Annotated in this window: 20 protein-coding genes and 2 pseudogenes; 11 read left to right on the top strand and 11 right to left on the bottom strand. The window is 71.9% G+C overall.

The window, feature by feature from the left end:
- Positions 1-13: 13 nt before the first annotated feature.
- Positions 14-1210: pseudogene (locus E4N62_RS26780) on the bottom strand (DUF5685 family protein).
- Between the two features lie 315 nt (positions 1211-1525).
- Between E4N62_RS26780 and E4N62_RS26775 the strand changes: the two are divergent.
- The gene (locus E4N62_RS26775) at positions 1526-1969 is read left to right on the top strand and encodes a cell division protein SepF (protein ID WP_184895921.1); all 444 of its coding nucleotides are present in this window, start codon (positions 1526-1528) and stop codon (positions 1967-1969) included.
- A gap of 53 nt (positions 1970-2022) precedes the next feature.
- On the opposite strand, the gene E4N62_RS26770 is transcribed toward E4N62_RS26775, so the two are convergent.
- Entirely contained in the window at positions 2023-3192 is a 1170-nt protein-coding gene (locus E4N62_RS26770) for an acyl-CoA dehydrogenase family protein (protein ID WP_230218804.1), read from the bottom strand.
- A 95-nt stretch (positions 3193-3287) separates the two neighbouring features.
- Positions 3288-4898, bottom strand: coding sequence for an MFS transporter (locus E4N62_RS26765; protein WP_230218802.1), 1611 nt, complete (start codon positions 4896-4898; stop codon positions 3288-3290).
- Between the two features lie 325 nt (positions 4899-5223).
- Between E4N62_RS26765 and E4N62_RS26760 the strand changes: the two genes are divergently transcribed.
- Both E4N62_RS26760 and E4N62_RS26755 read left to right on the top strand, forming a co-directional pair.
- Complete coding sequence (locus E4N62_RS26760; protein ID WP_230218800.1) at positions 5224-6441, top strand: glycosyltransferase family 39 protein; 1218 nt, start codon at positions 5224-5226, stop codon at positions 6439-6441.
- A 228-nt stretch (positions 6442-6669) separates the two neighbouring features.
- Positions 6670-7593, top strand: a complete 924-nt coding sequence (locus E4N62_RS26755; RefSeq protein WP_374117073.1) for a phosphatase PAP2 family protein — start codon at positions 6670-6672, stop codon at positions 7591-7593.
- Positions 7594-7804: 211 nt separating this feature from the next.
- Here E4N62_RS26755 and E4N62_RS26750 read toward each other — a convergent pair whose 3' ends face one another.
- A complete protein-coding gene (locus E4N62_RS26750; RefSeq protein ID WP_230218798.1) occupies positions 7805-8020 on the bottom strand; it encodes an I78 family peptidase inhibitor in 216 nt (71 codons plus the stop codon).
- Positions 8021-8404: 384 nt separating this feature from the next.
- On the opposite strand from E4N62_RS26750, the gene ctaD reads away from it, so the two are divergent.
- Entirely contained in the window at positions 8405-10135 is a 1731-nt protein-coding gene (ctaD, locus tag E4N62_RS26745) for a cytochrome c oxidase subunit I (protein WP_230218795.1), read from the top strand.
- Here the strand turns inward: ctaD and E4N62_RS26740 are convergent.
- The 5 genes from E4N62_RS26740 to E4N62_RS26720 all read right to left on the bottom strand — a co-directional run bounded on the left by E4N62_RS26740 (position 10044) and on the right by E4N62_RS26720 (position 15227).
- Positions 10044-11054 (bottom strand): YafY family protein, encoded by a 1011-nt coding sequence (locus E4N62_RS26740; RefSeq protein WP_230218794.1) that lies wholly within the window; start codon positions 11052-11054, stop codon positions 10044-10046. The genes ctaD and E4N62_RS26740 overlap by 92 nt on opposite strands.
- A 56-nt stretch (positions 11055-11110) precedes the next feature.
- Positions 11111-11950 carry a hypothetical protein gene (locus E4N62_RS26735; RefSeq protein ID WP_230218792.1) on the bottom strand — a complete coding sequence of 280 codons (840 nt, stop codon included), beginning with the start codon at positions 11948-11950 and terminating at the stop codon, positions 11111-11113.
- Entirely contained in the window at positions 11947-13209 is a 1263-nt protein-coding gene (locus tag E4N62_RS26730; protein WP_230218791.1) for a glycosyltransferase family 4 protein, read from the bottom strand. Before E4N62_RS26730 ends, E4N62_RS26735 begins: the two co-directional genes overlap by 4 nt.
- 172 nt (positions 13210-13381) lie before the next feature.
- Entirely contained in the window at positions 13382-14674 is a 1293-nt protein-coding gene (locus E4N62_RS26725) for an ABC transporter substrate-binding protein (protein ID WP_230218790.1), read from the bottom strand.
- On the bottom strand, positions 14649-15227 hold the full coding sequence (locus tag E4N62_RS26720) for a hypothetical protein (protein ID WP_230218789.1): 579 nt from the start codon (positions 15225-15227) through the stop codon (positions 14649-14651). The genes E4N62_RS26725 and E4N62_RS26720 overlap by 26 nt, the downstream gene beginning before the upstream one ends.
- 131 nt (positions 15228-15358) lie before the next feature.
- On the opposite strand from E4N62_RS26720, the gene E4N62_RS26715 reads away from it, so the two are divergent.
- From E4N62_RS26715 to E4N62_RS26705, 5 genes and pseudogenes are all read left to right on the top strand, one after another.
- Positions 15359-15868 carry a hypothetical protein gene (locus E4N62_RS26715; protein ID WP_374117072.1) on the top strand — a complete coding sequence of 170 codons (510 nt, stop codon included), beginning with the start codon at positions 15359-15361 and terminating at the stop codon, positions 15866-15868.
- A complete protein-coding gene (locus E4N62_RS49695) occupies positions 15868-17160 on the top strand; it encodes a branched-chain amino acid ABC transporter permease (RefSeq protein ID WP_374117071.1) in 1293 nt (430 codons plus the stop codon). Before E4N62_RS26715 ends, E4N62_RS49695 begins: the two co-directional genes overlap by 1 nt.
- A pseudogene (locus E4N62_RS49690) lies at positions 17043-17309 on the top strand (ABC transporter permease); the annotation flags it as partial. The gene E4N62_RS49695 and the pseudogene E4N62_RS49690, both read left to right, overlap by 118 nt.
- 286 nt (positions 17310-17595) lie before the next feature.
- Positions 17596-18495: an ABC transporter ATP-binding protein gene (locus E4N62_RS49685; protein ID WP_374117070.1), complete on the top strand. Its 900-nt coding sequence runs from the start codon at positions 17596-17598 to the stop codon at positions 18493-18495.
- On the top strand, positions 18492-19133 hold the full coding sequence (locus E4N62_RS26705) for an ATP-binding cassette domain-containing protein (protein WP_230218788.1): 642 nt from the start codon (positions 18492-18494) through the stop codon (positions 19131-19133). Before E4N62_RS49685 ends, E4N62_RS26705 begins: the two co-directional genes overlap by 4 nt.
- A gap of 92 nt (positions 19134-19225) precedes the next feature.
- On the opposite strand, the gene E4N62_RS26700 is transcribed toward E4N62_RS26705, so the two are convergent.
- Positions 19226-19894 carry a transglycosylase family protein gene (locus E4N62_RS26700; RefSeq protein WP_230218787.1) on the bottom strand — a complete coding sequence of 223 codons (669 nt, stop codon included), beginning with the start codon at positions 19892-19894 and terminating at the stop codon, positions 19226-19228.
- Positions 19895-20429: 535 nt separating this feature from the next.
- Here E4N62_RS26700 and E4N62_RS26695 point away from each other — a divergent pair.
- Positions 20430-21200 (top strand): hypothetical protein, encoded by a 771-nt coding sequence (locus E4N62_RS26695; RefSeq protein ID WP_230218786.1) that lies wholly within the window; start codon positions 20430-20432, stop codon positions 21198-21200.
- A gap of 226 nt (positions 21201-21426) precedes the next feature.
- Entirely contained in the window at positions 21427-21795 is a 369-nt protein-coding gene (locus E4N62_RS26690; RefSeq protein ID WP_230218785.1) for a hypothetical protein, read from the top strand.
- Positions 21796-21948: 153 nt separating this feature from the next.
- On the opposite strand, the gene der is transcribed toward E4N62_RS26690, so the two are convergent.
- Complete coding sequence (gene der, locus E4N62_RS26685) at positions 21949-23409, bottom strand: ribosome biogenesis GTPase Der (RefSeq protein ID WP_184895888.1); 1461 nt, start codon at positions 23407-23409, stop codon at positions 21949-21951.
- Positions 23410-23487: the final 78 nt, after the last annotated feature.

Below are 23487 nucleotides of genomic sequence, written 5' to 3'. Positions count from 1 at the left end.
CGCGGCTGCCCTCTCAGCAATCACAGCCACAGCACTCGCACGCGTCACAGCAGTCGCAGTCCCGGCAGATGCCATCGCGCTTCTTCCGGGACCAGGGACCCTCGTACTCCTTCGCACAACACATCTGGCAGGTGCAGCACAGCAGTGTGAACATCCCGCACCCCGCCCAGAAGCCCCGCCGCCGCGGCGGCTGCGGCACCGGTCCACCACCGAGGCCCCGCGCCCGCCCTCACCGTGGCCCGCGCCGCCGCCACCGAACGGATTCCCCACCGCCGGCATACGGGTGTCCGCCGCTCCCCGCGTACGGATTGCCCGGCACCGCCCCCTGCTGGTGCGCCCCGCCCGGCCGATGCGCGGAGCACGTCGGCACGGCCCCGAACGCGCGGTCCACCGACCTGCGCAGCTCGTGCACCAGGAGCAGATGGGTGAGCTTGCCGTCGACGAACTCGGCCTCGCGCAGGGCGAGGCGGATGCCGTGCAGGGCGTCGTCGGCGAGCCTTCGGGCCTCGGTGAGGGAGGTGCCGGTGGCGGTCAGCGGGTTCCACGCGCCGGCGGCGGCGTCGGCGGCCCGGTCCTCCACCGCGTCCAGCAGATGGGCGAGCCGCCCGAAGAGGCGTCCGGCCTCGGCGAGCGGTTCGGCGTTGCCCGGCCGTCCGGCCAGGATCGCGGTGTGCGCGAACGCCGCCGCGGTCGCCGTCTCGGTCGGTTCGGTGACCGTCAGCAGCGGGGTGCCGGGGCCGACGAGCGCCTCGATCCCGAGCTGCCGGTCCACGGAGTCGACCAGCACCGCCGTGTCGAACCCGATGTCCGCTCCCGTACGCGCCCCCGCGCGCCCCCAGTTGGTCGCGATCCGGCGCGCGGCGTGCGCCACCGGCTTGCGCGCGAGCAGTCCATCCCCATCGGCGACATGGTCACGGACCTTGGCCGAGGCGAGCACCAGCGAGACGGCGGCGGCGAGCCGCGCGCCCTCACCCCGCGCCACGGAGGCGGTGCGCATCCCGCGCAGCGGGCAGGGTCCGGCGGTGCGCCGCCGGTCGGTGGTGCGCTCGGCCTGAGCCTCCGTCAGAACCGAGACCAGCAAACCGTCATAATTGGTGACGATCCGAGCGAACTGTCCATGATCGCCGCGCAGTGCGAGGCAGAGCCCGCACAGATGCGCCATCCATTGCGTCCGCAGCCCCTCGCCCAGCCGATGGCTACAGGGCCTCACGATTCCGAACACGACACTCCCCCGTGTCTCCCGGCGCCTTCGCACACCCGTCGGCGTCGCCGCATCGTAGCCGCCGGAACGTTCACCCGGACGCAGCAGGACTCACCCAAACGCCGCGAACAATATTATTTCACTCCCTGTCAGCAGGTGTGTACAGCAGAGCCCTTGGGGCACATGGACTCTCGACGAATTCGTTCTGCACCAGTACCGTCACGAAACCCCCGTGCGGCGTCTATCCACTTGGCGAGACATCCGCATCATGGACGACGATAGGGATGCGGAAAGCACGAAAGACCGCTGCGAGAGGAGGCGTCCATGGGATCGGTGCGCAAGGCGAGTGCCTGGCTTGGCCTCGTCGACGACAACGATGACGAGCGTTACTACGACGACGACTACGCCGATGAGCGGGAGTCCGGTTCCGGCGAGGCCTGGGTCACCGACCCTCGTGTCAAGGTCGCGTCCGAGTCCGCGCAGGAGCACGGCCGCCGGATCGGTACGGTCACGCCGGACAGCTTCCGTGACGCCCGGCACATCGGCGAGCTCTTCCGGGACGGCGTCCCCGTCATCATGAACCTCACGAACATGGAGCCCGCCGACGCCAAGCGTGTCGTCGACTTCGCGGCCGGTCTGATCTTCGGTCTGCGCGGGTCGATCGAGCGCGTGTCGAACCGTGTGTTCCTGCTGACCCCCGCCGACACGGAGATCGTCAGCGGCGAGGTCGCGAGCCGTCCGGTGGACGGCTTCTTCAACCAGAGCTGAGGCAGGGCCGCTCGCCGGCCCGTCCTTGCGGTGCCCGGGTCACCCGACGCGGCTCACCGGAAGGCGTCGAGTCCGGTGAGCGCCTTGCCCAGCACCAGTTGGTGCATCTCGACGGTGCCCTCATAGGTGAGCACGGACTCGAGATTCGTCGCGTGCCGCATGATCGGGTACTCCAGGGAGATCCCGTTCGCGCCGAGAATCGTCCGGGCGGTACGGCAGATCTCGATCGCCTCGCGTACGTTGTTCAACTTGCCGAAGCTGATCTGTTCGGGACGGAGCCGTCCCGCGTCCATCCGCCGCCCCAGGTGGTGGGCGAGCAGAATCCCCTTGTGCAACTCGACCGCCATGTCGGCGAGTTTGGCCTGGGTGAGCTGGAACGCCCCGATCGGTTTCCCGAACTGCTCCCGCGTCTTCGCGTATTCGACGGCCGCCTCGAAACAGGTTCGCGCGGCGCCCATCGAGCCCCACACGATTCCGTAGCGGGCGTGCGAGAGACAACTCAGCGGGCCTTTCAGCCCCGTCACCTCCGGCAGCACGGCATCGGCGGGCAACCGCACGCCGTCCAGGACGAGTTCACTGGTGACCGACGCGCGCAAGGACCACTTGTGCTTGATCTCCGGCGCGGAGAACCCGGCCGTGTCGGTGGGCACGACGAAACCCCGCACACCCTCCTCGGTCCGCGCCCACACCACGGCGACCCCGGCGACGGACCCGTTGGTGATCCACATCTTCCGCCCGTCGAGGACCCAGTCGGAGCCGTCCCGCTTGGCGTACGTACGCATCGACGCCGGATCGGAGCCGTGGTCGGGCTCGGTCAGCCCGAAGCAGCCGATGACCTCGCCGGAGGCCATGCGCGGCAGCCAGGTCCGCTTCTGCTCCTCGCTGCCGAACCGGTGGATCGCGTACATCGCGAGCGACCCCTGCACGGAGACGAGCGACCGGATCCCCGAGTCCGCGGCCTCCAGCTCCAGACAGGCGAGCCCGTACTGCACGGCGCTCGCCCCCGCGCAGCCGTAGCCCTCCAGCGACATCCCGAGGGCGCCGATCGCCCCCAACTCCCGCGCCAGCTCCCGGATCTCGGGCAGTTCCCCCCGCTCGTACCATTCGGCCACGTACGGCAGCACCCGGTTCCCTGCCCAGCTGCGCACGGTGTCCCGCACGGCGAGATCCTCGGGGTCGAGCAGATCGTCGAGGCCGAGGAGATCGGCGGGGTCGAAGCTCATGGGTGCACCTCCGGCTCAAAAACTAGCGACGCTAACCACCGTACCCGTCCGCATGCGCGGCCCACCCAGCACCGGCAGAGGGTGCCGGACGCGACTCAGCGCATCGACTCCGCACGCACAGGCGCAGCCGGCTTCGCCTCCCGCTGCCCCGGCACCTCCGCGGAGTTCCCGCACTCCATGCCCCGGGGCAGCCGCAGGGCCATCACCGCGCCGAGGACGAGCAGCGCCGCGCTCACCAGCAGTGTCACGTGCAGCCCGTGGACGAAGGAGTCGCGGGCGGCGTGCCGCAGGGCCTCACCCGAGGGCCCGCCCAGCCGGTCGGCGACCTCGTACGCCTCGCCCAGCGAGTGCCTGGCGGCGTGGGAGGCCGAGCTGGGCACCCCCGGCACGGACGACAGTCCAGGCGCGTACGCCGCGTTCATCACACTGCCGAGGAGTGCGATCCCGATGCCGGCGCCCAGTTGGTAGGAGGTCTCACCGATCGCCGCCGCCCCGCCCGCCGAGGACGCGGGCGCCTCGCTCAGCATCGACTCGTACGCCCCGAACAGGGTCGTCTCCAGGCCGAAGCCCAGCAGCACGAACCCGGCGAGCAGCAGCCCCGCGTTGTCGTGGCGTCCCATCGCGGTCAGCAGGACGACCGCGAAGGCGGTGAGGCAGAAGCCGAGGGACACCATGCGGCGGGGTCCGAAGCGGTGCAGCATGTGGGAGCCGACGAGCCCCGCGGCCATCGCGGCGACGGTCAGCGGCAGCAGGCGCAGCCCCGTCTCCAGCGGGGACAGGCCGAGGACCAGCTGCAGATACTGCGCGGCGATCAGTTCGAGTCCCACCAGCGCGAGCATGGCGAGGACGATGCAGCCGACGGAGGTGCTGAACGCGGGCCGCGCGAACATCCGCAGGTCGACCAACGGATGCTTCCGGCGCCGCTGCCGCCGGACGAACGCGATCAGCAGCGCGGCGCCGCCGAGGAGGGCGAGGGCGGTGCCCGGGTCGAACGGCGGATGGCCGCCGCCGAGCCGCTTGACGCCGAGGACGACGCCGAAGAGCCCGAGCGCGGCCATCAGGGCGCCGATCACGTCCCAGGGGCCGTCGCGGTCCCCCGTCGACTCGGGCAGCAGCAGCCGTCCGATCGGCAGACTGACCAGCATCAGCGGGATGTTGACGAGGAAGACCGAACCCCACCGGAAGTGCTCCAGCAGGAAGCCGCCGAGAAGGGGTCCGACGGCCGCGCCCACGGCGGCGACCGCGCTCCAGACGCCGATCGCGAGCGCCCGTTCGCGGCGGTCGGGGAAGACCTGCCGCAGGATCGACAGCGTCGCGGGCATGATCATCGCGCCGCCGACGCCCAGCAGGGCGCGGGCCGCGATCAGCACCTGCGGGGTCTCCGCGAAGGCGGCAAAGGCGGAGGCGACGCCGAAGAGGGCGTAGCCGAGGAGCAGGATCCGTCTGCGGCCGACCCGGTCGCCGAGCGTGCCGAAGAGGATCAGCAGCGAGGCGCAGACCAGCGGGTAGACATCGACGATCCAGAGCAGCTCCATGGCGCTCGGCTTGATGTCCTCGGTGACGGCGGGCACCGCCACGTGCAGCACGGTGGCGTCGACGGCGACGAGCAGCAGGCTGACGCAGAGGACGACGAGGACGACCCAGCGGTTTGCACCGGCCCCGGTGTCCCGACGGCGTCGCGAACCGGCCGTGGGCGTCCCGGACATGTACGTACCTCCCAGATGCTCTCGCGTTCGGCGGAACCAGCGGGGCGGGGACTCCCCGGTGGTCACGGCCCGGGCGGAGCGGGGTCCCGGGCCCGCGCAACGAAAGGCGAGCGAGCCGTCAGCGTACGCGAGTTCCCGCCGGTGGAACGTGGTGGGTGTCTCATGGAACCCTGATGTGACGTGTGGCATACGCCACGCCCCGGGCCGTCCACGGGTCCTCCATGGCTCCTTCATCACTCGTCCGTGGTCCCTCGGTCACGGTCCATCACGGATCACCACGTGACGGCGTCCCGGCCGGTTCCTGGCGCCCTCGATAATCGAGCGCGTGACCGATCTAGCCACGCGCCCGGCGGCGCCCCTCCTGAGGCGGGCCGCCCCCGCGCTTCTCGGGTACGCGGCCGTGCGCGCCCTGGGCCTCGTCGTCCTCGCCGTCTGGAGCGCGGCACGCGACAAGAGCGCCCTGACGCTGCTGTCGGCCCGCTGGGACTCGCTCTGGTACACCCGCGTCGCCGAGCTCGGTTACGGCTACGAGGTGCGGCTGCCGAACGGCGACGTCCACTCGAACCTGGCCTTCTTCCCGCTGCTGCCCTGGCTGGAGCGGGCGGTGTCCGCGGTGACCCCGCTGTCGTACGCCCACGCCGGTCTCGCCGTCGGCACCCTCGCCTCGCTCGCCGCGGCCTGGGGGATCTTTGCGGTCGCGGACCGGGTGTACGGGCGCCGGGTCGGCGTGTGCGCGGTGCTGCTGTGGGCGGTGCTGCCGGTCGGCGTCGTGCAGTCGATGGCGTACACGGAGTCCCTGTTCACCGCGCTGGCCGCATGGTCGCTGTACGCCGTCCTCACCGGCCGCTGGGTGACGGCGGGCGTCCTCGCGGCGCTCGCCGGGCTGACCCGCCCGGTGGGGCTCGCGGTGGTGGCGGCGGTGTGGGCGGCGGCGATCGCGTCGTACGCGGGAGAGCGCCGACGCACCCTCCCGCGCACCGGGGACCCCGGCCCCACTCCCCCGTTCGTACGAAACCGGAGTGCTGAATCATCGGGAGGCGCCCGTCCGGGGGTGCGCGCTCTCGCGATGCTCCTCGCGCCTCTGGGTGCCCTCGGGTACGTCCTCTGGGTCGGCCGCCGCACGGGCGGGGGCCCGCTCGGCTACCTCGACGTGCAGGCGGGGTGGCGCAACGGCTTCGACGGCGGCTACGCCTTCGCCCGTTTCGTCGCCGACAAGTTCACGTCGTTCCCATCGGCCCTGGCGGGGGTCGGGCTGATCATCGGAGTGGCGTTGATCATTTGGCTGTACGCGGTCTGTGTACGTCAGCGGCAGCCGCTCCCGTTGCTGGTCTACGCGGGGGTCGTCACCGCCCTGGCCCTGTGCGCGTCGAGCTACTTCGGCTCGAAGCCCCGGCTGCTGATGCCGGCCTTCCCCCTGCTGCTGCCTCTCGCGCGCGCTCTCGCCGACGCGCGTACCCCCAGGTCAGCGGCGATCCTCGGGGGCGTCGCGGCGGTGTCGGCCGTCTACGGGGCGTTCTGGCTGAATGGCTCCGGTCCGCCGTGACGGACGGCGAGCGGCCGGGTAATTCCGTGCAAGCAATCGGTGAACGAATTCAAAAGCGCCGCAAAACGACTGCTCAGTATTGGGCCATGGAATTGAAGGCCGAGTGGCGCAACGGTTCGTCATTAAGCAGAAATAAACATCATTCTGAGAGGAATCCCACATCACGGCGTCATCACAAAGCCAGTGATTCACGCCGCGTCGGAGCTCACTCGCTGTAACGTCGATTGAGTGCGTACCGAACTAAAGCCGACCCGTCTGGACCGGGTCTTCTCCAGGCTGGACCGTGAGCCGGAACGACCGGCCCACATCGATGTACCGGTGATGACCCGCCACCGGGTGGTGCTGTTCGCCTCCACCCTGGCCTTCTACGTCGCCATCGTGTGGGCCGTCGTCATCACCTCCTGGCTGGTCCGGCTCGACTGGCAGATCATGTTCTTCCGGCCGTACCAGCAGTGGCAGCAGATCCATGCCTTCCTGGACTACTACGTCGTCCTGGGCCAGCGCGGCCCCACCGCCGTGATGGTCGCCGCCTGGCTGGGCTGGCGCTCCTGGAGACAGCACACCCTGCGGCCGATGCTCGCGCTCGGCGTCTCGCTGCTGCTGCTCAACATCACCGTCGGCGCCGCCAAGCTGGGCATGGGCCGGCTCGGCCCGCACTACGCCACCGAGATCGGCTCCAACGAGATGTGGCTGGGCGGCGACATATTTCCTTCGGGACACACCGCCAACGCCGTGGTGACCTGGGGCATCCTGGCCTATCTGGCGTCCACTCCGAGAGCCAGGCGCTGGCTGTCGGCGCTGTCCGCCGTGATCTCGCTCGGTGTCGGTCTCACCACCGTCTACCTCGGTACGCACTGGTTGAGCGACGTCCTGCTGGGCTGGGCCGCCGGCCTGCTGATCATGCTGGCGCTGCCCTGGTTCGAGCCGCTGATCGCCCGCGCCGAGGTGTGGCTCTTCTCGCTGCGGGACGCCTGGCGCGACCGTCGTGCGACACCCGCCCGGCACCCGCCCGGTGTCCGCGCCGACGCCCGCCGTGGGCCCGGCCCGCTGCGGGCCACCGCCGAGGAGGCGAGCGCCCGGGAGACCGGCATCGCGGCCCGTGCCGCCCATCCCCGATCGTGCCGCTGCATCTGGCCCCCGGCCCGCATCTGACCAGGTCGGAGCGGACCCCGGTGACCCCGCTCGGCACCCGGCGGCCGCCCCACGCGGACCGGGTGGGCCATAACGCGACCTCGGCCCGACCGGTCGCGGGCGGCTGACACGAGACAGCGGGGCCCGGTACGCACAGCCCATGCCCCGCACGGCGAAGGCCCGACTCCGAAGGGAGCCGGGCCTTCGCCCGTCCTCGACCTGACGCTCGGGTTCAGCCCTTCCAGGCTCGCTTCACCCGGCCCTCCTCGACCTCCAGGTTCAGTCGGCCGAAGCGGTACTCCATGGTGATGATCGCGCCCGGCGGCAGCTTTCTGACCGTGGACCAGCCGCGGTCGGCGGCGCGGCGCTCGGCCTGCGACGCCTCCAGACCGACGTAGGCGTCGGGGTCGTCCCGGGGCTCTTCGGAAGGGGTGGGAAAGGGTGCCATGACCGCCACGGTAGGCGGCCCGGGGCCCCGCTGTCCCCCCGCAGTCACGCTTCTGTCACAGAACCACGACACCCGTTTCGGCCCAACGCAGTCACACGTACGAGCGGTTCCTTACGCCTACCGCGTGCTGCCGAACGTAATTCCCGGGCGCTTCGACACCATCGCGAATAGCCCGTCGGAAAGCATGTCCGGGGCCGTGTGTGTCCGGTGCATGTCCAGCCTTTTCCCACCGATTCCCGGACGGCTCCCGGAAGCTCCCACCTCATGGGAAATACACGGTTCCCACACACTTCCGCCGTACGCCCCCTGTCGGAGCGACCGGGGCACGAGCATCATGGCGTGCGTGCATCACGGGCCCAGGACGCGGCAGCGAAGGGGCGAGCGATGGGGACCGAGACCGTACAGGCGCCGGCGCGACCCGCGGGGGCGAAGACGCCGGGGCGGCTGGTGGTCGACTGGCTGACCACGACCGACCACAAGAAGATCGGCCACCTCTACCTGGTGACGTCCTTCCTGTTCTTCCTGGCGGCCGGTCTGATGGCGTTGGTGATGCGTGCCGAGCTGGCCCGGCCGGGCACCCAGATCGTGGACAACGAGCAGTTCAACCAGTTGTTCACCCTGCACGGCACGATCATGCTGCTGCTCTTCGCGACCCCGACCTTCGCCGGGTTCGCCAACGAGATCATGCCGCTCCAGATCGGCGCGCCCGACGTCGCCTTCCCCCGGCTGAACATGCTGTCGTACTGGCTGTTCCTGTTCGGCGGACTGATCGTGCTGGGCTCGCTGCTGGTGCCCACGGGGCCCGCCGACTTCGGGTGGTTCGCCTACGCGCCGCTGAACAACGCGGAACGGTCGCCGGGGATCGGGGCCGACATGTGGATCATGGGGCTGGCGCTGTCCGGGTTCGGGACGATCCTCGGCGCGGTGAACTTCCTGACCACGATCATCGGGATGCGTGCCCCCGGGATGACGATGTTCCGGATGCCGATCTTCACCTGGAACACGCTGTTCACCTCGATCCTGATCCTGATGGCGTTCCCGGTGCTCGCCGCCGCGTTGCTGGTCCTGGAGGCGGACCGGCGGTTCGGCTCGCAGGTCTTCGACGCGGCCAACGGCGGCGCGCTGCTGTGGCAGCACCTCTTCTGGTTCTTCGGGCATCCCGAGGTCTACATCATCGCCCTGCCCTTCTTCGGGATCATCACGGAGATCATCCCGGTCTTCAGCCGCAAGCCGATCTTCGGCTATCTGACGCTGGTCGGGGCGACCATGGCGATCACAGGGCTGTCGGTGGTGGTGTGGGCGCACCACATGTTCGCCACGGGCGCGGTGCTGCTGCCGTTCTTCTCGTTCATGAGCTTCCTGATCGCCGTGCCGACGGGGGTGAAGTTCTTCAACTGGACGGGGACGATGCTGAAGGGCTCGCTGTCCTTCGAGACACCGATGCTGTGGGCGACCGGCTTCCTGGTGTCGTTCCTCCTCGGCGGGCTGACCGGGGTCATCCTGGCCTCGCCGCCCATGGACTTCCACGTCACCGACTCGTACTTCGTGGTCGCGCACTTCCACTACGTCGTCTTCGGCACGGTCGTCTTCGCCACCTTCGCGGGGTTCTCCTTCTGGTGGCCGAAGTTCACCGGGAAGCTGCTGGACGAACGGCTCGGCAAGATCCAGTTCTGGACGCTCTTCGTCGGGTTCCACACCACGTTCCTGGTGCAGCACTGGCTGGGCGCCGAGGGCATGCCCCGGCGGTACGCGGACTATCTGGCCGCCGACGGGTTCACGGCCCTCAACACGGTCTCGACGATCGGCTCCTTCCTGCTGGGCCTGTCCACGCTGCCGTTCCTCTACAACGTCTGGAAGACCTCCCGGTACGGCGTGAAGGTCGACGTGGACGACCCGTGGGGCTACGGCCGGTCGCTGGAGTGGGCGACCTCGTGTCCGCCACCGCGCCACAACTTCGTGACGCTGCCCCGGGTGCGTTCCGAGTCCCCGGCGTTCGACCTGCACCATCCGAGGTTCGCGGCGCTCACCCCGCCGCAGACCCGGAGGGGCCAGGAGCGGACACCGCACCCCCGGTTCGGTCAAGAGCGGCCGACAGGCGGTCCCGAAGGGTCCTGACGGTCTCGGTCAGCCCCTCCGGTTCGACGACCTCGAAGTCGACGCCGGTCATCATCACGTGGATGGCCATCACGTCGAGGCTCGGGGCACCGGTGCGCAGCAGACAGCTGTGCTCGTCGTAGGGCTCCAGGGTGCCCGCCGAGGGCGAGATCCGCTCGGCGGCCTCGTGGAGGGGCACGAGCAGCCGTACGACGGCCTGCGAGGCGTACGCGCCCCGGGAGACGCCCTTGGAGACGTACGCGGCGAGGTCCTCGGCCGGTGGCTCGCGGGGCGGGAAGCGCGGCCCGTGGGGCGGCTTGGGCGTGACGCGGTCGACGCGGAAGGTGCGCCAGTCGGCGCGGTCGACGTCCCAGGCGACCAGGTACCAGCGGCGCTCGGTGCACACCAGACGGTGCGGCTCGACGGTCCGGCGGGTGGCGGTGCCCCCGTGGTCGCGGTACTCGAACCGCAGCCGCTCGGCGTCCCGGCAGGCGTTCGCGAGCTCGGTGAGGACCGCCGGGTCGACGGCGGAGAGCTGCGGGCCGCGCATCAGCGGGACGGTGAAGGCGTTCAGGGCGCCCACCCTGCGGCGCAGCCGGCTCGGCAGCACCTGTTCGAGCTTGGCGAGGGCGCGTACGGAGGACTCGCCGATGCCGTCGATGCCCTGGCCGGCGGCCGAGCGCAGCCCGACGACCACCGCGACCGCCTCCTCGTCGTCGAGGAGCAGCGGCGGCAGTTCGGCGCCGGCGCCGAGCTGGTAGCCGCCGCCGGTGCCGGGGCTGGCGTTGACCGGGTAGCCCAGTTCGCGCAGCCGGTCGACGTCCCTGCGGACCGTGCGCGCGGTGACGCCGAGCCGGTCGGCGAGTTCCGGGCCGGACCATTCGCGGTGGGCCTGCAGCAGCGAGAGCAGCCGCAGGAGCCGTGCCGATGTCTCCAACATGGGGGCGAGTCTGCCGGCGGTCGAGGACAGGGAGTGTCCTCGACCGCCGGCGGGTTTCACGGGGCGGCGACGACCGTCACGGAGAGGTCGTTGTGGGCCGTGTAGTACGGCTCGCCCTCCACCGGGCCGTGCGCCGACTCGGCTCGGGTCCTGGGGTAGACGAAGACCGGGTGCTTGTCGACGACGTCGTCGAGCAGCCGTGCGACGCGCACCTTCGGGCCGTCCCCGCCCCGGGGCCGCAGCCACAGGTCCCAGTGGCCGGGGCGCAGGTCGCCGTAGGTCACGGTGAAGCGGACCTCGCCCCGGTCGTCGTGCGCGGTGAGGTCGGTCCGTACGGCGGCCAGCACGCCGTTCTGGTCGGTGAGCTCGGCGTACCCGTCGGCCGTGGCCTCGGTGCCGTACAGCCGGGCGGTCACCTCCAGACGTCCGTCGCCGACGTGCAGTGCGCCGGCCTCGGCGTGCGGGGAGCGCTCCCAGCTGCGGATGCTGAGGTTGCCGTGCTTGGTGCCGTACGGGATGCGGACGACGATCCCCTCCGCCGAGGCGGCCGGTGCGCGGTCGACGAGGGAGCGCAGGTCGTTGACGCCCGGGGCCAGGCGCCGGGGCTCGCCCTCGGCCGCCTCCAGGTAGACGTCCCAGAAGCCCTCGGGGACGTCCACGCTGCTCGGCAGCGCGGCCCTCAGGCGGCCGTCGCCGGCCGGGGTGAGGGGCAGCCGTACCCGCTGGTCGTCGTCGCGGCGGACGAGGAGCAGCTGGGCGGGGCCGGACGCAGTGTGGTCGGGGACCTCGAAGGTCAGGCCGCCCGCGAAGTCGGCCACGCAGTCGGTGCGGCGGGTCGTGGCCCTGTCCTCCTGGTCGTCGCTGTGCGTGGGCGGCTGCGGAGCCAGCGTCATCATGCGGTGCGCCCCTTCTTGAGGGCGGCACGTCCGGCATCCCGAACGGCGTACGCCCCACCGAGCAGAGCGCCACGGGTGCGGTGCAGTGAGCCGCGCATCCGGCCCACCGAGGAGGCGCCGCCGCGGGCGACGAGGTCGCCGAAGAGCGTCTCGTAGCGCTCGGCGATACGGGACGGGTCGAAGCGCTCGGAGTCCTTGAGCGCGGCGTGCGCCATCTGCTGACGCCGGTCGTCGTCGTTGATGAGCTCCAGGAGACCGTCGGCGATGGCCTTGACGCTGCCGACCTTGACCAGGCGGCCGTCGACACCGTCGTCGATGATCTCGCCGGGGCCGTGCGGGCAGTTGGTGGAGACCACCGGGAGCCCGCAGCGCATGGCCTCGACGATCGTCATGCCGAACGACTCCAGGCTGGAGGTGACGGCGGCGACGGAGCCCTTGGCCCACTCGGGCTCGATGGGGTTGGCGGGACCCATCAGGTAGACGTGGTTGTAGAGGCCCAACTTGTCGACGAGGGCGCGTAGTTTGTCCTTCTGCTTGCCGCCGCCGTAGATCCTGAGGCGCCAGTCGGGCCGCTCCACGCGCACCTTGTCGAAGGCCTTGATCAGCAGGTCGTACCGCTTGACCGGGGCGAGCCGTCCGGCGGCGACGACCCACTTGCCGGTGCCGTCCGCCGGGTCGATGCCGGGTGCGGGCACCGGGTTGGGCACGGCCTGGACGCGGACGCCGGGCAGCCGCATCTTCGAGCCGTAGGCGCGCGCGTCGGCCTCGGTGGTCGTGGTGAGGGCGTCGAGCCTCGGGTAGACACCGCGCAGGGTGGCGCGCAGGGCCGGTGAGTGACTGTCGAGCGTGAGGTGTTCCTGGCCGACGCGGATCGGGCCGCGGCGGGCCTGCTTCGCCATGTGCACGTTCAGTCCGGGCCGGGTGCCGACCAGGACGTCGGCGTCGACCGAGGCGAGGTGCTCGGCGATGCGCCGGTCGGTCATGACGCTGTACTGCCCGTAGCGGCCCTCGGCGCGCGGGAAGGCCTTGGCGGGGCGGTCCAGGTCGGCGTGGCCCTTGTCGGCGCCGCCCTCCCGGATGTCGACGAGCCCGCGCAGCCGCACCCGCGGATCGACGTCGAACACCGGCTCGTCACGGTGGCGGAAGACGGAGACGATCTCCACGTCGTGCTGTTCGGCCAGGGTGTTCGCCAGGTTGTACGTCGTGCGGATCGTTCCCCCGATCCCGTACGCGTTGTGTATCAGGAAAGAAATGTGCATGCGCCCCCCGAACCCCCTGCTTTACCTGGTCATCCGTCAATGGTGCTGCTGGTCCAGCGCCGTACGGTTAGACCCGGCCTCCACGGGAATGGTTGGACGTCATCATCAACTTGTTTTTGAACGGTTGTCCGATCGATAGCCGGGAGAGGCAACCCGTTCGCCTCATCACGCATCAGGGGCTGTAGGGAAGTTGGGGTACGTCGAAGCAGGTCTCGTTCATGTCGCCCTGGCTCACCCACCCCTCGCCGTCCCGCCAGCGGGCCACCGACACACAGGTCCGGCGCGTCGTCGGCGGCTCGGCGAGCCGCTCGAAACGGACGGGGACGAGCAGCCCGTCGGCGCTGTAGGGCTCGTCGCGGTTCATGAACCGGTCGACGCAACGGCGGGTGACGCCCTCCGCGCTCCCCGCGCACGATCTCGCCGCGTCCGTGAACCACATCGCGGCAGCCCAGCCCTCCAACTGCCACTGGGAGTGCGGCTTCAGGTCCTTCGTCGCGTCCTGGAACTCCCGTACGGCCGGGTCGCCGACGTCCGCGTGGTTGCGGCTGGAGCCGGTGGCCCACAGGGCGTTGCGGCAGCGCGGGGCGCCCTTGTACTCCTCGGCGACCGCGGAGGTCCAGTTCTGGACGTTGGTGACCTTGGCGGTGACCTCGGCCCCCACCCCGTCCATCGCCTGGCAGAGTCGGGCGTTGCCGTGACCGTCGATGGCGTCGAAGACCAGGTCGGCGCCCCGCTCCTTGATGTCGGCGGCGGCCGCCCGGAAGTTGGGCAGCGCGAAGTCGACCTGCTCGGTGACCACTTGGTACCCCTCGGCCTTCAACCCCTGGACGATCAGACGGGCGTAGGCGGCCGACGCCGACTGGTTGTAGGAGACGACGGCGGCGGTGCGGGCGCCGTGCTCACGCTTGAAATAGCGGTAGACCTCGGTGCCGCCGTACTGCTTCCCGTCCCAGCCGGTCGTGCCGTCCCGGGGCGCGAGGCTGCCGTAGACGCTGTACAGATACGGGTACGTGTCGTACGCCGGTCCGATGGGCTGGCCCCCGATGTCCGGCACGCGCGCGCGTGCGACCCGGGCGGCGCCCGCGTAGTCGAGGGCGGTGGTGGCGACCAGCGCCACCACTCCGTCCTCCTCGACGAGCCGGTGCACGCACTCGTTGTTGCCGACACCGCTGCCCCCGTCGTCGCACTCCCGCACCTCGACGCGGCGGCCGTCGATGCCGCCGCGCGCGTTGAGCGCGGCGAACCAGGCCTTCGCGCCGTCGCGCGGCCCGGTGAACGCCGTGCCGCCGACCGGGCTGGTGACGCTGGTGATGATCCCGACGCGCAGCGGCTCACGGCTCGACGGGGCGGACGTGGCGCTCCCCCGCTCGAAGTCGCTCTCCGGGAGCCGACTGCCGCAGGCCGTGGCCAGCAGGAGCAGCAGGCCGGCGGCGGCCGTCTCAGCAGCCCGGGCCCGGTGTCGCATTGCCGCTCAGCGCGACCAGCCCGCACAGGGTCTTGACGGACACCTTCCAGGTGCCGTCCTGCTCGACGGCCGTGCCTGCCGCGTCCGGCAGCGCCGTGGCGCCCTCCAGCAGCAGGGTGTACGTCACATCGGCGCCGGTCGCGGAGGTGAACTCGACCTTCTTGACCTCCGCCTCGACCTGACCGCCGCGCTCGTCACCGCTGAACGCCGCGAGGACGGGACCCATCCTCTCGCCGTTCTCCAGAACGGCCTGCTTCTCCTCGGTCGAGGTGCCCGGGTCGAAGAACGCCTTCCAGTTCTCCTTGATCTCCTTCTCGGCCCCCGCCGTGTCCGCGGGCCCGCTCGCGCTCGTGGTCTCCTCGGCGGGTTCGCTCGCCGTCCGTTCCACCGTGGGGGTCGGCGGGGCGCTGTCGCCACCGCCACCGCTGTCGTCGCTGCACGCCGCGAGGGCCGGGGCGAGGAGGAGGACCAGGGCGGCCGCCAGGGCCGTTCCCCGTCCCGCCGCCCCGGATCCACGTCCGTTCGCCCGCCTGAGGTCGCTCCCGAGAACCATCTGGCTCACCACCGGGTGTCGGTCCGGGCGGCATGCGCCCGGTTCTTTCAGGGTCAGCTTGCAGAAGGCATAGTGCAAGTCCATCGGCAGTGATTGCTAGACCGTCAGACACACGACGTGTGGGAGCCCCGATGCCCCGTATGCGCACAGGCCGACTACGGACAGCCCGACCACGGACCGCCCACCCCGTCCTCTGGGCCGGCTGGGCCGCGCTCGCCGGCGGCGCGGTGCTGTGCGTCGTCGGCTGGTACGGCGTCTCCGGTGAACGCTTCGCCGAACGGCAGCTCCCCTATGTGGCGTCCTGCACGGTCCCCGGCGCCGCGCTGATCGTCGCGGGCGCGGTCCTCCTCGCGCACGGCGGCAACGCCCAGGCAGCCTCGCGGGTCGAGGAGTTGTACGGCCTCCTGGTCGCCGCCGAGCCCGACGACGACGTGTCCGCGCGGGCTCCGGCCGGCCCCCTCGCCACCAGCGGCACCCTGCTGATGGTGCCGGGCGGCACGCTCTGGCACCGCGCCGACTGCCCGCTGGTGGCCGGGAAGGCGGAGGCGGTCCCGGCCGACTCCCGGGTGCTGACGAGCGGCGCCCTGCGACCGTGCCCGATCTGCGAGGCACCCTCCCGGGGCGACTCCGCGGAGGGCTGATGGCGTCGCTGACGTACGACCTCACGCTGGCGGGGCTGTCGGTCGGCAGCGCGGCGGCCCTCACCGGGATCGGCCTGATCGTGACCTACCGGGCGACCGGCGTGCTCAACTTCGCGCACGGGGCGATCGCCGTGGTGTGCGCGTATCTGCTGCGCCAGTTCACCGTGGAGTGGGGATGGCCCCTGTGGCCGGCCGCGGTGGTGACCCTGCTGGTCGTGGCCCCCTCGATCGGTCTGGTCCTGGAACGCCTCGTCTTCCGTCCGCTCGCCGTGCTCGGCGGCGACCCGGCGCGCACCCTCGTCGCGTCCATCGGCGTCTTCGTCCTCCTCGTCGGCGTGACCGCGCTGCTGTGGGGGCAGGGCGCACGGGACGACGCGCCGACGCTGATCTCCGCCGACCCGTGGGGCCAGCTGGCGGCGGCCCTCGCCGTCGCGGCGGCCGTGGGCGCGCTCACCCGCTGGACGCGGTTCGGCCGGGAGCTGCGGGCCGTCGTCGACGACCGCTCCCTCGCCGTGCTCGGCGGCATCGACGCGGACCGGGTCGCCGCCGCCGGCTGGGCGTTCGGCTCCTTCACGGCGGGCCTGACGGGCGTCCTGCTGGCCCCGTACGTACGCCTCGACCCGTACGGCATGCCGCTGCTGGTGATGGAGGTGGTGGCCGTGGCGGTCGCCGCCCGGATGCGGAGCCTGCCGGTGGCCGTGCTGGTCGCGCTGGGCGTCGCGGTCGCGCAGGCCCAGCTGACCCGGTTCCATCCCTCGGGCTGGACGGAACCGTTGCTCCAGGCCGTGGGCGCCAACCTCTTCGTGGTCGCCCTCCTCGTGGCGGCCCTGGTCCTGCCGGGGGTGGGCGACCGCGACGCGCTGCCGCGAACGGCTACCGCGCGGGCCGGCCCGCCCCCCGCCGCGTGGCTCGTGGCGCTCCTGCTGTTCCTGATCCCGCTGGGCTTCGCGGGCCAGGACCTGCACACGGCCGTCCAGGTGCCGGCGCTGGGCGTGGTCCTGCTCTCCCTGGTGGTGGTGACGGGCCGAGGCGGCCAGATCTCCCTGGGCCAGGCGGCCTACGCGGGCCTGGGCGCCCTGTCACCCAGCCGTACGCGACCTCGGGCCTCACGGTCTCCCGGCCCTCGGGCTTCGAGGGAGACCGCGCCTACTACGCCTTGGAGTTGGGCCTCCTCTGCCTCGCCCTCCTCGCCGCCCACGGCCTGCGCCGGGGCCGCACGGGCAGAGCGCTCGCCGCCGTGCGGGACCACGAGCCGGGCGCGTCGGCGGCGGGCGTGCGCGTCCCGTCGCTGAAACTCACGGCGTTCGTCGCGGGCGCCGCCCTCGCCGCGCTCGGCGGCGGCATGCTCGCGATGGGGGTCCGCGCCTTCGACCCCGTCGCCTACGACCCCGTCCGCAGCCTCCTCTGGTTCGCCGCGGTCGTCGTCCTCGGGGCCGACAGTTCCCTCGGCGCACTCGCGGCGGCCGCCCTGCTGGTCGGCCTGGACGCGGGCACCGAGGGCGGCGTGGCCGTCGCGGTCATCGGCGTCCTGGCCGTCCTGGTCGGCCGCTTCCCCGGCGGCCCGTACGAGGCTGTGCGGGACGGTTTCGCACGACTGCGGCCGGGGCGACGCACGCTCACCCGACGGGCTGCGCGCTCGGGATCGGGTGCGCGTGGGGGCGGCGGCCGGGGTACGGCGGAGGGGCTGGTGGTTGGCACGCCCCCGTGGGCCGCGCGGGAGCCGTCCGGTGCCGCGGACCAGCCGCCAGGGCCGACGCAGACACCGCCGACACCACGAGAACCGGCGCAGGCACCGCCGACACCCGCACGGGCACCGGCCACACGCCCGGCGGTCGCGCGGGCGCCCCTCCCTCCCTGCTGCCCTCGGTCGGCGCGGTCCCGCCCAGGCCGCCCGCACCCCATCGGTCACGCCCGCGTCCCTGCCCTCCCCCCGCCTCCCCGCTCCTCCCTCCGAGCCCTGCCGGCTCCGGCTCCGCTACGGCGAGTTCACCGCGCTCGACGACGTCGACCTCGACGTCCTGCCGGGGCGGGTCAGCGCGGTCGTGGGTCCCAACGGTGCCGGGAAGAGCACCCTCTTCCACTGTCTCGCCGGCACGCTGCGGCCGGACAGCGGGCGGGTGAGACTCGGCGAGCGGGACATCACCCGGCTGCCCGCGCACGCCCGTACCCGCCTCGGCATCGCTCGGACGTTCCAACAGCTCGCGGTCTTCCCGTCGTTGAGCGTGGCGGACAACGTACGCGTGGGCGCCGAGCAGGGGATGGTCGCCGATCCCGGGGCCGTGGAGCGGGCGTTGCGGCTGTTCGGGCTGGACGGGGCGGTGCGGACGGCACCGGCGGCCGGGCTGCCGACCGGCACGCTGCGACGGGTCGAGCTGGCGCGTGCGCTCGCCGGCAGCCCCCGCGTGCTGCTGCTCGACGAGCCCGCCGCCGGCCTCGACTCGGCCGAGGTGGCCTCCCTCGCCCGCGTCCTGCGCGCCCTCGCCGACGACGGCACGGCCCTGCTCGTCGTCGAGCACGACGTCGACCTCGTCATGGAACTCGCGGACGTCGTCCACGTCATGGCGGCGGGCCGGATCGTCACCTCCGGCCCGGCCGACCACGTCCTCGCCCCGGAGGCCGGACGATGACCCTCGTCTCCCTCCGCCGCGCCCGCGTCCGCTACGGCCCGCTGGAGGCCCTGCACGGGCTCACCCTCGCCGCCCCGGGCCCCGGCCTCACCGTGCTGCTCGGCCGCAACGGCTCCGGTCGTACGACCGCGTTGCGGGCGCTCGCCGGGACGGTCCCGCTCTCCGCGGGTGCCGTGGTGTGGGACGGTGCCGACATCACCAGGACACCCGCGTACGAGCGGGCCCGGCGGGGCCTGGTCCTCGTACCGGAACGACGGGCCGTCTTCGGCTCGCTCACCGTGCGCGAGAACCTCGAACTCACCGCGCCCGACCTCTCCGACGCCCTGCGCGCCTACCCGGAGCTCGAAGCCCTGCTCCCCCGTCGCGTGGGCACCCTCTCCGGCGGCGAGCAGCGGATGCTCGCCCTCTCCCGGGTCCTGCCGGCCCGGGCGCGCGTGGTGCTCGTCGACGAACCCGCCCAGGGCATGTCACCCGCGGTCGCGGCCCGCACGTACGAGCTGCTGGGCGGCCTCGACGCCTGCGTGATCGTGGCCGAGCAGCGCCTGCCGCCGGGGCTGCGCGCGGTACCGGGCGTCCTCGTGTACGAACTCCGGCGCGGCGCACTGGCGTTCGGCGGGGAGGCGACCGAACTGCCCTGACGCCGCACGGCGGTCAGCCGACGGCGCTCAGCCGACAGGACTCGGCCGACAGGACTCGGCCGACAGGGCAGGCTCGGCCGACAGGGCAGCGGTCACAGATCGAGGCGCTGCCCGGGGACGATGAGGTCTGGGTCGCCGCCGATCACGTCCCTGTTGGCGGCGTAGACCTGCCGCCAGGTGGTCCCGTGCCGGGCGGCGATGCCGCTCAGGGAGTCGCCCTGCCGGACGGTGTAGTCACCGCGCGACGCGCTGCGGTCCGGGTGGCCGACGGAGCGCGACGGCGTCGTCGCGGGAGCCGACTTGGCGGACTTCCCGGCCCCGGAGGAGGCGGCCTTGCCGGACGACCCGGTGGCGGCCGACCCGGTGGAGGGGGCGGCGGGCGCGCTGCCGGAGGCCCCGGCGCGGCCGGAACAGGTGGGCCACGCTCCCCAGCCCTGGGCGCGCTGGACCTTGGTCGCGATCGCGATCTGCTGAGCCTTGGAGGCCTTGTCGGCGGTGGCCGCGTAGGCGGTGCCGCCGTAGGCACGCCACGTGGAGGCGGCGAACTGCAGACCTCCGTAGTAGCCGTTGCCGGTGTTGATGTGCCAGTTGCCGCCGCTCTCGCACGTGGCGATGCGGTCCCACACGCCGCTGTCGGCCGCCGAGGCGCTGCCGGTGACGGCCAGAAGCCCGAGCGGGGCGAGCAGTGCCGCCCCGGCGAGAACCGCCGTCGTACGGGTCTTGCGGGCGCTGCCGCGCGTGGTATCAGCACATTCGGACATGAAGATCCCTCTCCACGGACCCGGGGTCCCCCCGAGCGGGGCGCTTCCCGCGCATGGACGCGGGTGTCGCGCTCCGCCCCGTCCGCCGGAGGTGGTGCTGCGCGCTGTCTGGCTCTGCGCGGCCGGCGGACGTACCCGAGCGGTGCTCGCTGCACACGGCCGGGAATGTAGGGAGGTTGACGGGTTGTCAGCAAGGGATGACCTGTCGTGCGAGGCCAGTTCGCCGTTACCCGAAGTAGCCGCCATTTCCGGCCACCCATTTCATTCCCTGATTTCCTGACATGTCGGCCAGTGACCTCGACGAGCTGTGACCCACTTCACCGGATCAACTTGGCCGGACCCTCGGGAAGTTGGCGCGGAGTAACCGATTCCGCCCAGGGATTCACCCTGCGCTCCGGTTGGTTCGATTCCGTTCGTCCTCGGGCGTGACCCCCGCCACAGATCGCCCGTTGTCTTCTGCATGAGCCGGAACCTCCGTGCTCATGGGCCGGGCGCCACCCGGCACCGACACCGCACCGCATCCCGAGGAGCCACCGTGCCGCGCATGCTCGACGTCAGCGACGAGGTACGCGCCGAGATCGGCGACGTAGAAGCCGACCGGCTGCTCGCCGGAGAGAACGCCCCCGGCGGCTACGACTGCACGTCGTGCCGCACCCCCGGCGACTCCGAGCAGGAGCGCACCAACACCGTCCTCTTCGTCGGCGACGAGACAGCCGTGCTCGCCTTCGCCCACGCCACCTGTCTGCCCTCCCAGGTCGTCCAGGTCACCGAGGAGCAGCTGCAGGGCGCCGCCCGTTCCATCGCCGGGGACAACCCGGTCCAGGCCGCGCCCGAGCAGGCCGTGCTCGGTGTCACCAGCGGACTGATCCTGCTCAGCGGCGAGTTGCACCCGGCGCTCGTCGTCGAGCCGACCGCCCCCATCGCACGCCCGGGCACGACCGGCGCGGGCGACGACTTCCTGCCGCTGCTCATCGAGCAGGGCTTCATGCCGCTCCCCCAGATCGACTCCGTGCCCCCCGTGCTGCACGGCTGGTCCGTGCTGCTCGCCATGGGACAGCTGCACGCCATCCTGCAGCCGGGTACCGCCGGTGGTTCGCCGGTCGCGTGGTGGCAGGCCCATCAGGCGCTGCAGGTCGCCGACGCCTGGCGGGCAGCCGCGAACAAGCACCAGCAGGTGCTGATGTTCGCGGCGCCGGTGGGGTCCATCGGGCGGCAGCCGCGGGAGGACCTGCTGCGGGACGCGCTCGACAAGGCCGCGGCGAACGGGAAGTTGGTGGCCGCGACGCTGCCGCTGGCCGGTACGTGATCGCTCCGCTCGGCGAGCCGTGAGACAACCCGCCGTAGCAATGCGGCTGGTCAGTCGGCTGCGAGTCGGGGGGCCTGTCGCGCAGTTCCCCGCGCCCCTTCAGGGCGCTTCCCTGACCGGAGGCTGAATGGTTGAGGGGGCGCATCTCTTCCCCCGTGGGGTCGTTGGCACAGACGTGCACGCATACGACGTACCTCGCCGCCAGTCCTATCAGTCGATCCCGTCCATGCGGCCGACTCAGGATCCGTCGGGCGGGCCATCGGCCACGCCCATCTACGACTCGCTCTACGCGGAGTGGGTCAGGACCTACCGGACCCTGCCGGGCGACCGGCACGGGGAGGAGGAGCTGGGGTTCACGGGTTTCGGGAGCCTGACGCACGGCTCCGGCGGCCAGCGCGCCACCGGGTCGTACGCCTCCGGCTCGTACGGGGCCCGGCACTCCGCGGGCCAGCTCGCCACCCAGCGCGAGCACCAGCCCGGTCACACGACCACGACGACCGCCGTGTGGCAGCCCGTGGGGCGGATCCCCACCGGACACACCGGGATGCACCACATCCCGTCGCCGCTGCCCCCGGGCCCACGCCGAGGTCTTTGAGGCGGAGCGCAGCACACGAGGAGGCGGCCACCCGGACATCGGGGTGGCCGCCTCCTCGTGTCGTGGGACCGCTGCCCACTTCTTCGTGCCGCTGCCTACTTCCTCGGCCGCTGCCTACTTCTTCGTGCCGCTGCCTATTCCCTCGGCCGCTGCCTACTTCTTCTTGCCGCGCTTCTCGCGCACCCGCACCGAGATGTGGATCGGGGTGCCCTCGAAGCCGAACTCCTCGCGCAGGCGCCGCTCGATGAAGCGGCGGTAGCCCGCCTCGATGAACCCGGAGGCGAAGAGGACGAAGCGCGGGGGCTTGGTACCGGCCTGGGTGCCGAAGAGGATGCGGGGCTGCTTGCCGCCCCGGATCGGGTGCGGGTGGGCGGCGACCAGCTCGCCGAGGAAGGCGTTCAGCCGGCCCGTGGGGACACGGGTCTCCCAGCCGGCGAGGGCCGTCTCGATCGCGGGGACCAGCTTCTCCATGTGCCGACCGGTCCGCGCCGAGACGTTGACTCGGGGCGCCCAGGCGACCTGACCGAACTCGGTCTCGATCTCCCGCTCCAGGTAGTAGCGGCGCTCCTCGTCGAGGGTGTCCCACTTGTTGTAGGCGATGACCATCGCGCGGCCGGCCTCGACGGCCATCGTGACGATGCGCTGGTCCTGCACGGAGATGGACTCGGAGGCGTCGATGAGGATGACCGCCACCTCCGCCTTCTCCACGGCGGCCGCGGTGCGCAGCGAGGCGTAGTAGTCGGCGCCCTGCTGGAGGTGGACGCGCTTGCGGATGCCGGCGGTGTCGACGAACTTCCAGGTGACGCCGCCGAGTTCGATCAGCTCGTCGACCGGGTCACGGGTGGTGCCCGCGAGCTCGTTGACGACGACGCGCTCCTCGTTCGCCACCTTGTTGAGGAGCGAGGACTTGCCGACGTTCGGACGGCCGATCAGGGCGATACGGCGCGGACCGCCGACGGCCGTGCCGAAGCTCTGCGCGGGTGCCTCCGGCAGGGCCTCCAGGACGGCGTCCAGCATGTCGCCGGTGCCACGGCCGTGCAGCGAGGAGACCGGGTGCGGCTCGCCGATGCCGAGGGACCACAGAGCGGTCGCGTCGGCCTCGCCGCTCGGGCCGTCGACCTTGTTGGCGCAGAGGACCACGGGCTTCTTGGCCTTGCGGAGCAGCCGGACGACGGCCTCGTCGGTGTCGGTGACGCCGACCTTGGCGTCGACGACGAAGACGACCGCGTCGGCGGCCTCGATGGCGTACTCGGCCTGGGCGGCGACGGAGGCGTCGATGCCGAGGACGTCCTGCTCCCAGCCGCCGGTGTCGACGACCTTGAAGCGGCGGCCCGCCCACTCGGCCTCGTAGGTGACACGGTCGCGGGTGACGCCGGGCTTGTCCTCGACGACCGCCTCACGGCGGCCGATGATGCGGTTCACCAGGGTCGACTTGCCCACGTTCGGGCGGCCGACGACGGCGAGGACGGGCAGCGGGCCGTGGCCCGCCTCCTCGATCGCGCCCTCGACGTCCTCGACGTCGAAGCCCTCTTCCGCGGCGAGCTCCATGAACTCCGCGTACTCGGCGTCGCCAAGCTCTCCGTGCTCGTGCTCGGAGGGAAAGTGGTCGTTCATGAAGTCCGTACCTCGTAGTTCATCGTGGTGATCGGTGGAGCACCCGGCCTTCGACCGGCTGATCCACTACTCAGTGTC

The organism is Streptomyces sp. MNU76 (assembly GCF_020982545.1).
Lineage (GTDB): Bacteria > Actinomycetota > Actinomycetes > Streptomycetales > Streptomycetaceae > Streptomyces.
Note: the sequence above shows the minus strand (reverse complement) of the source record. Positions and strands in the feature narration are given on the sequence as shown.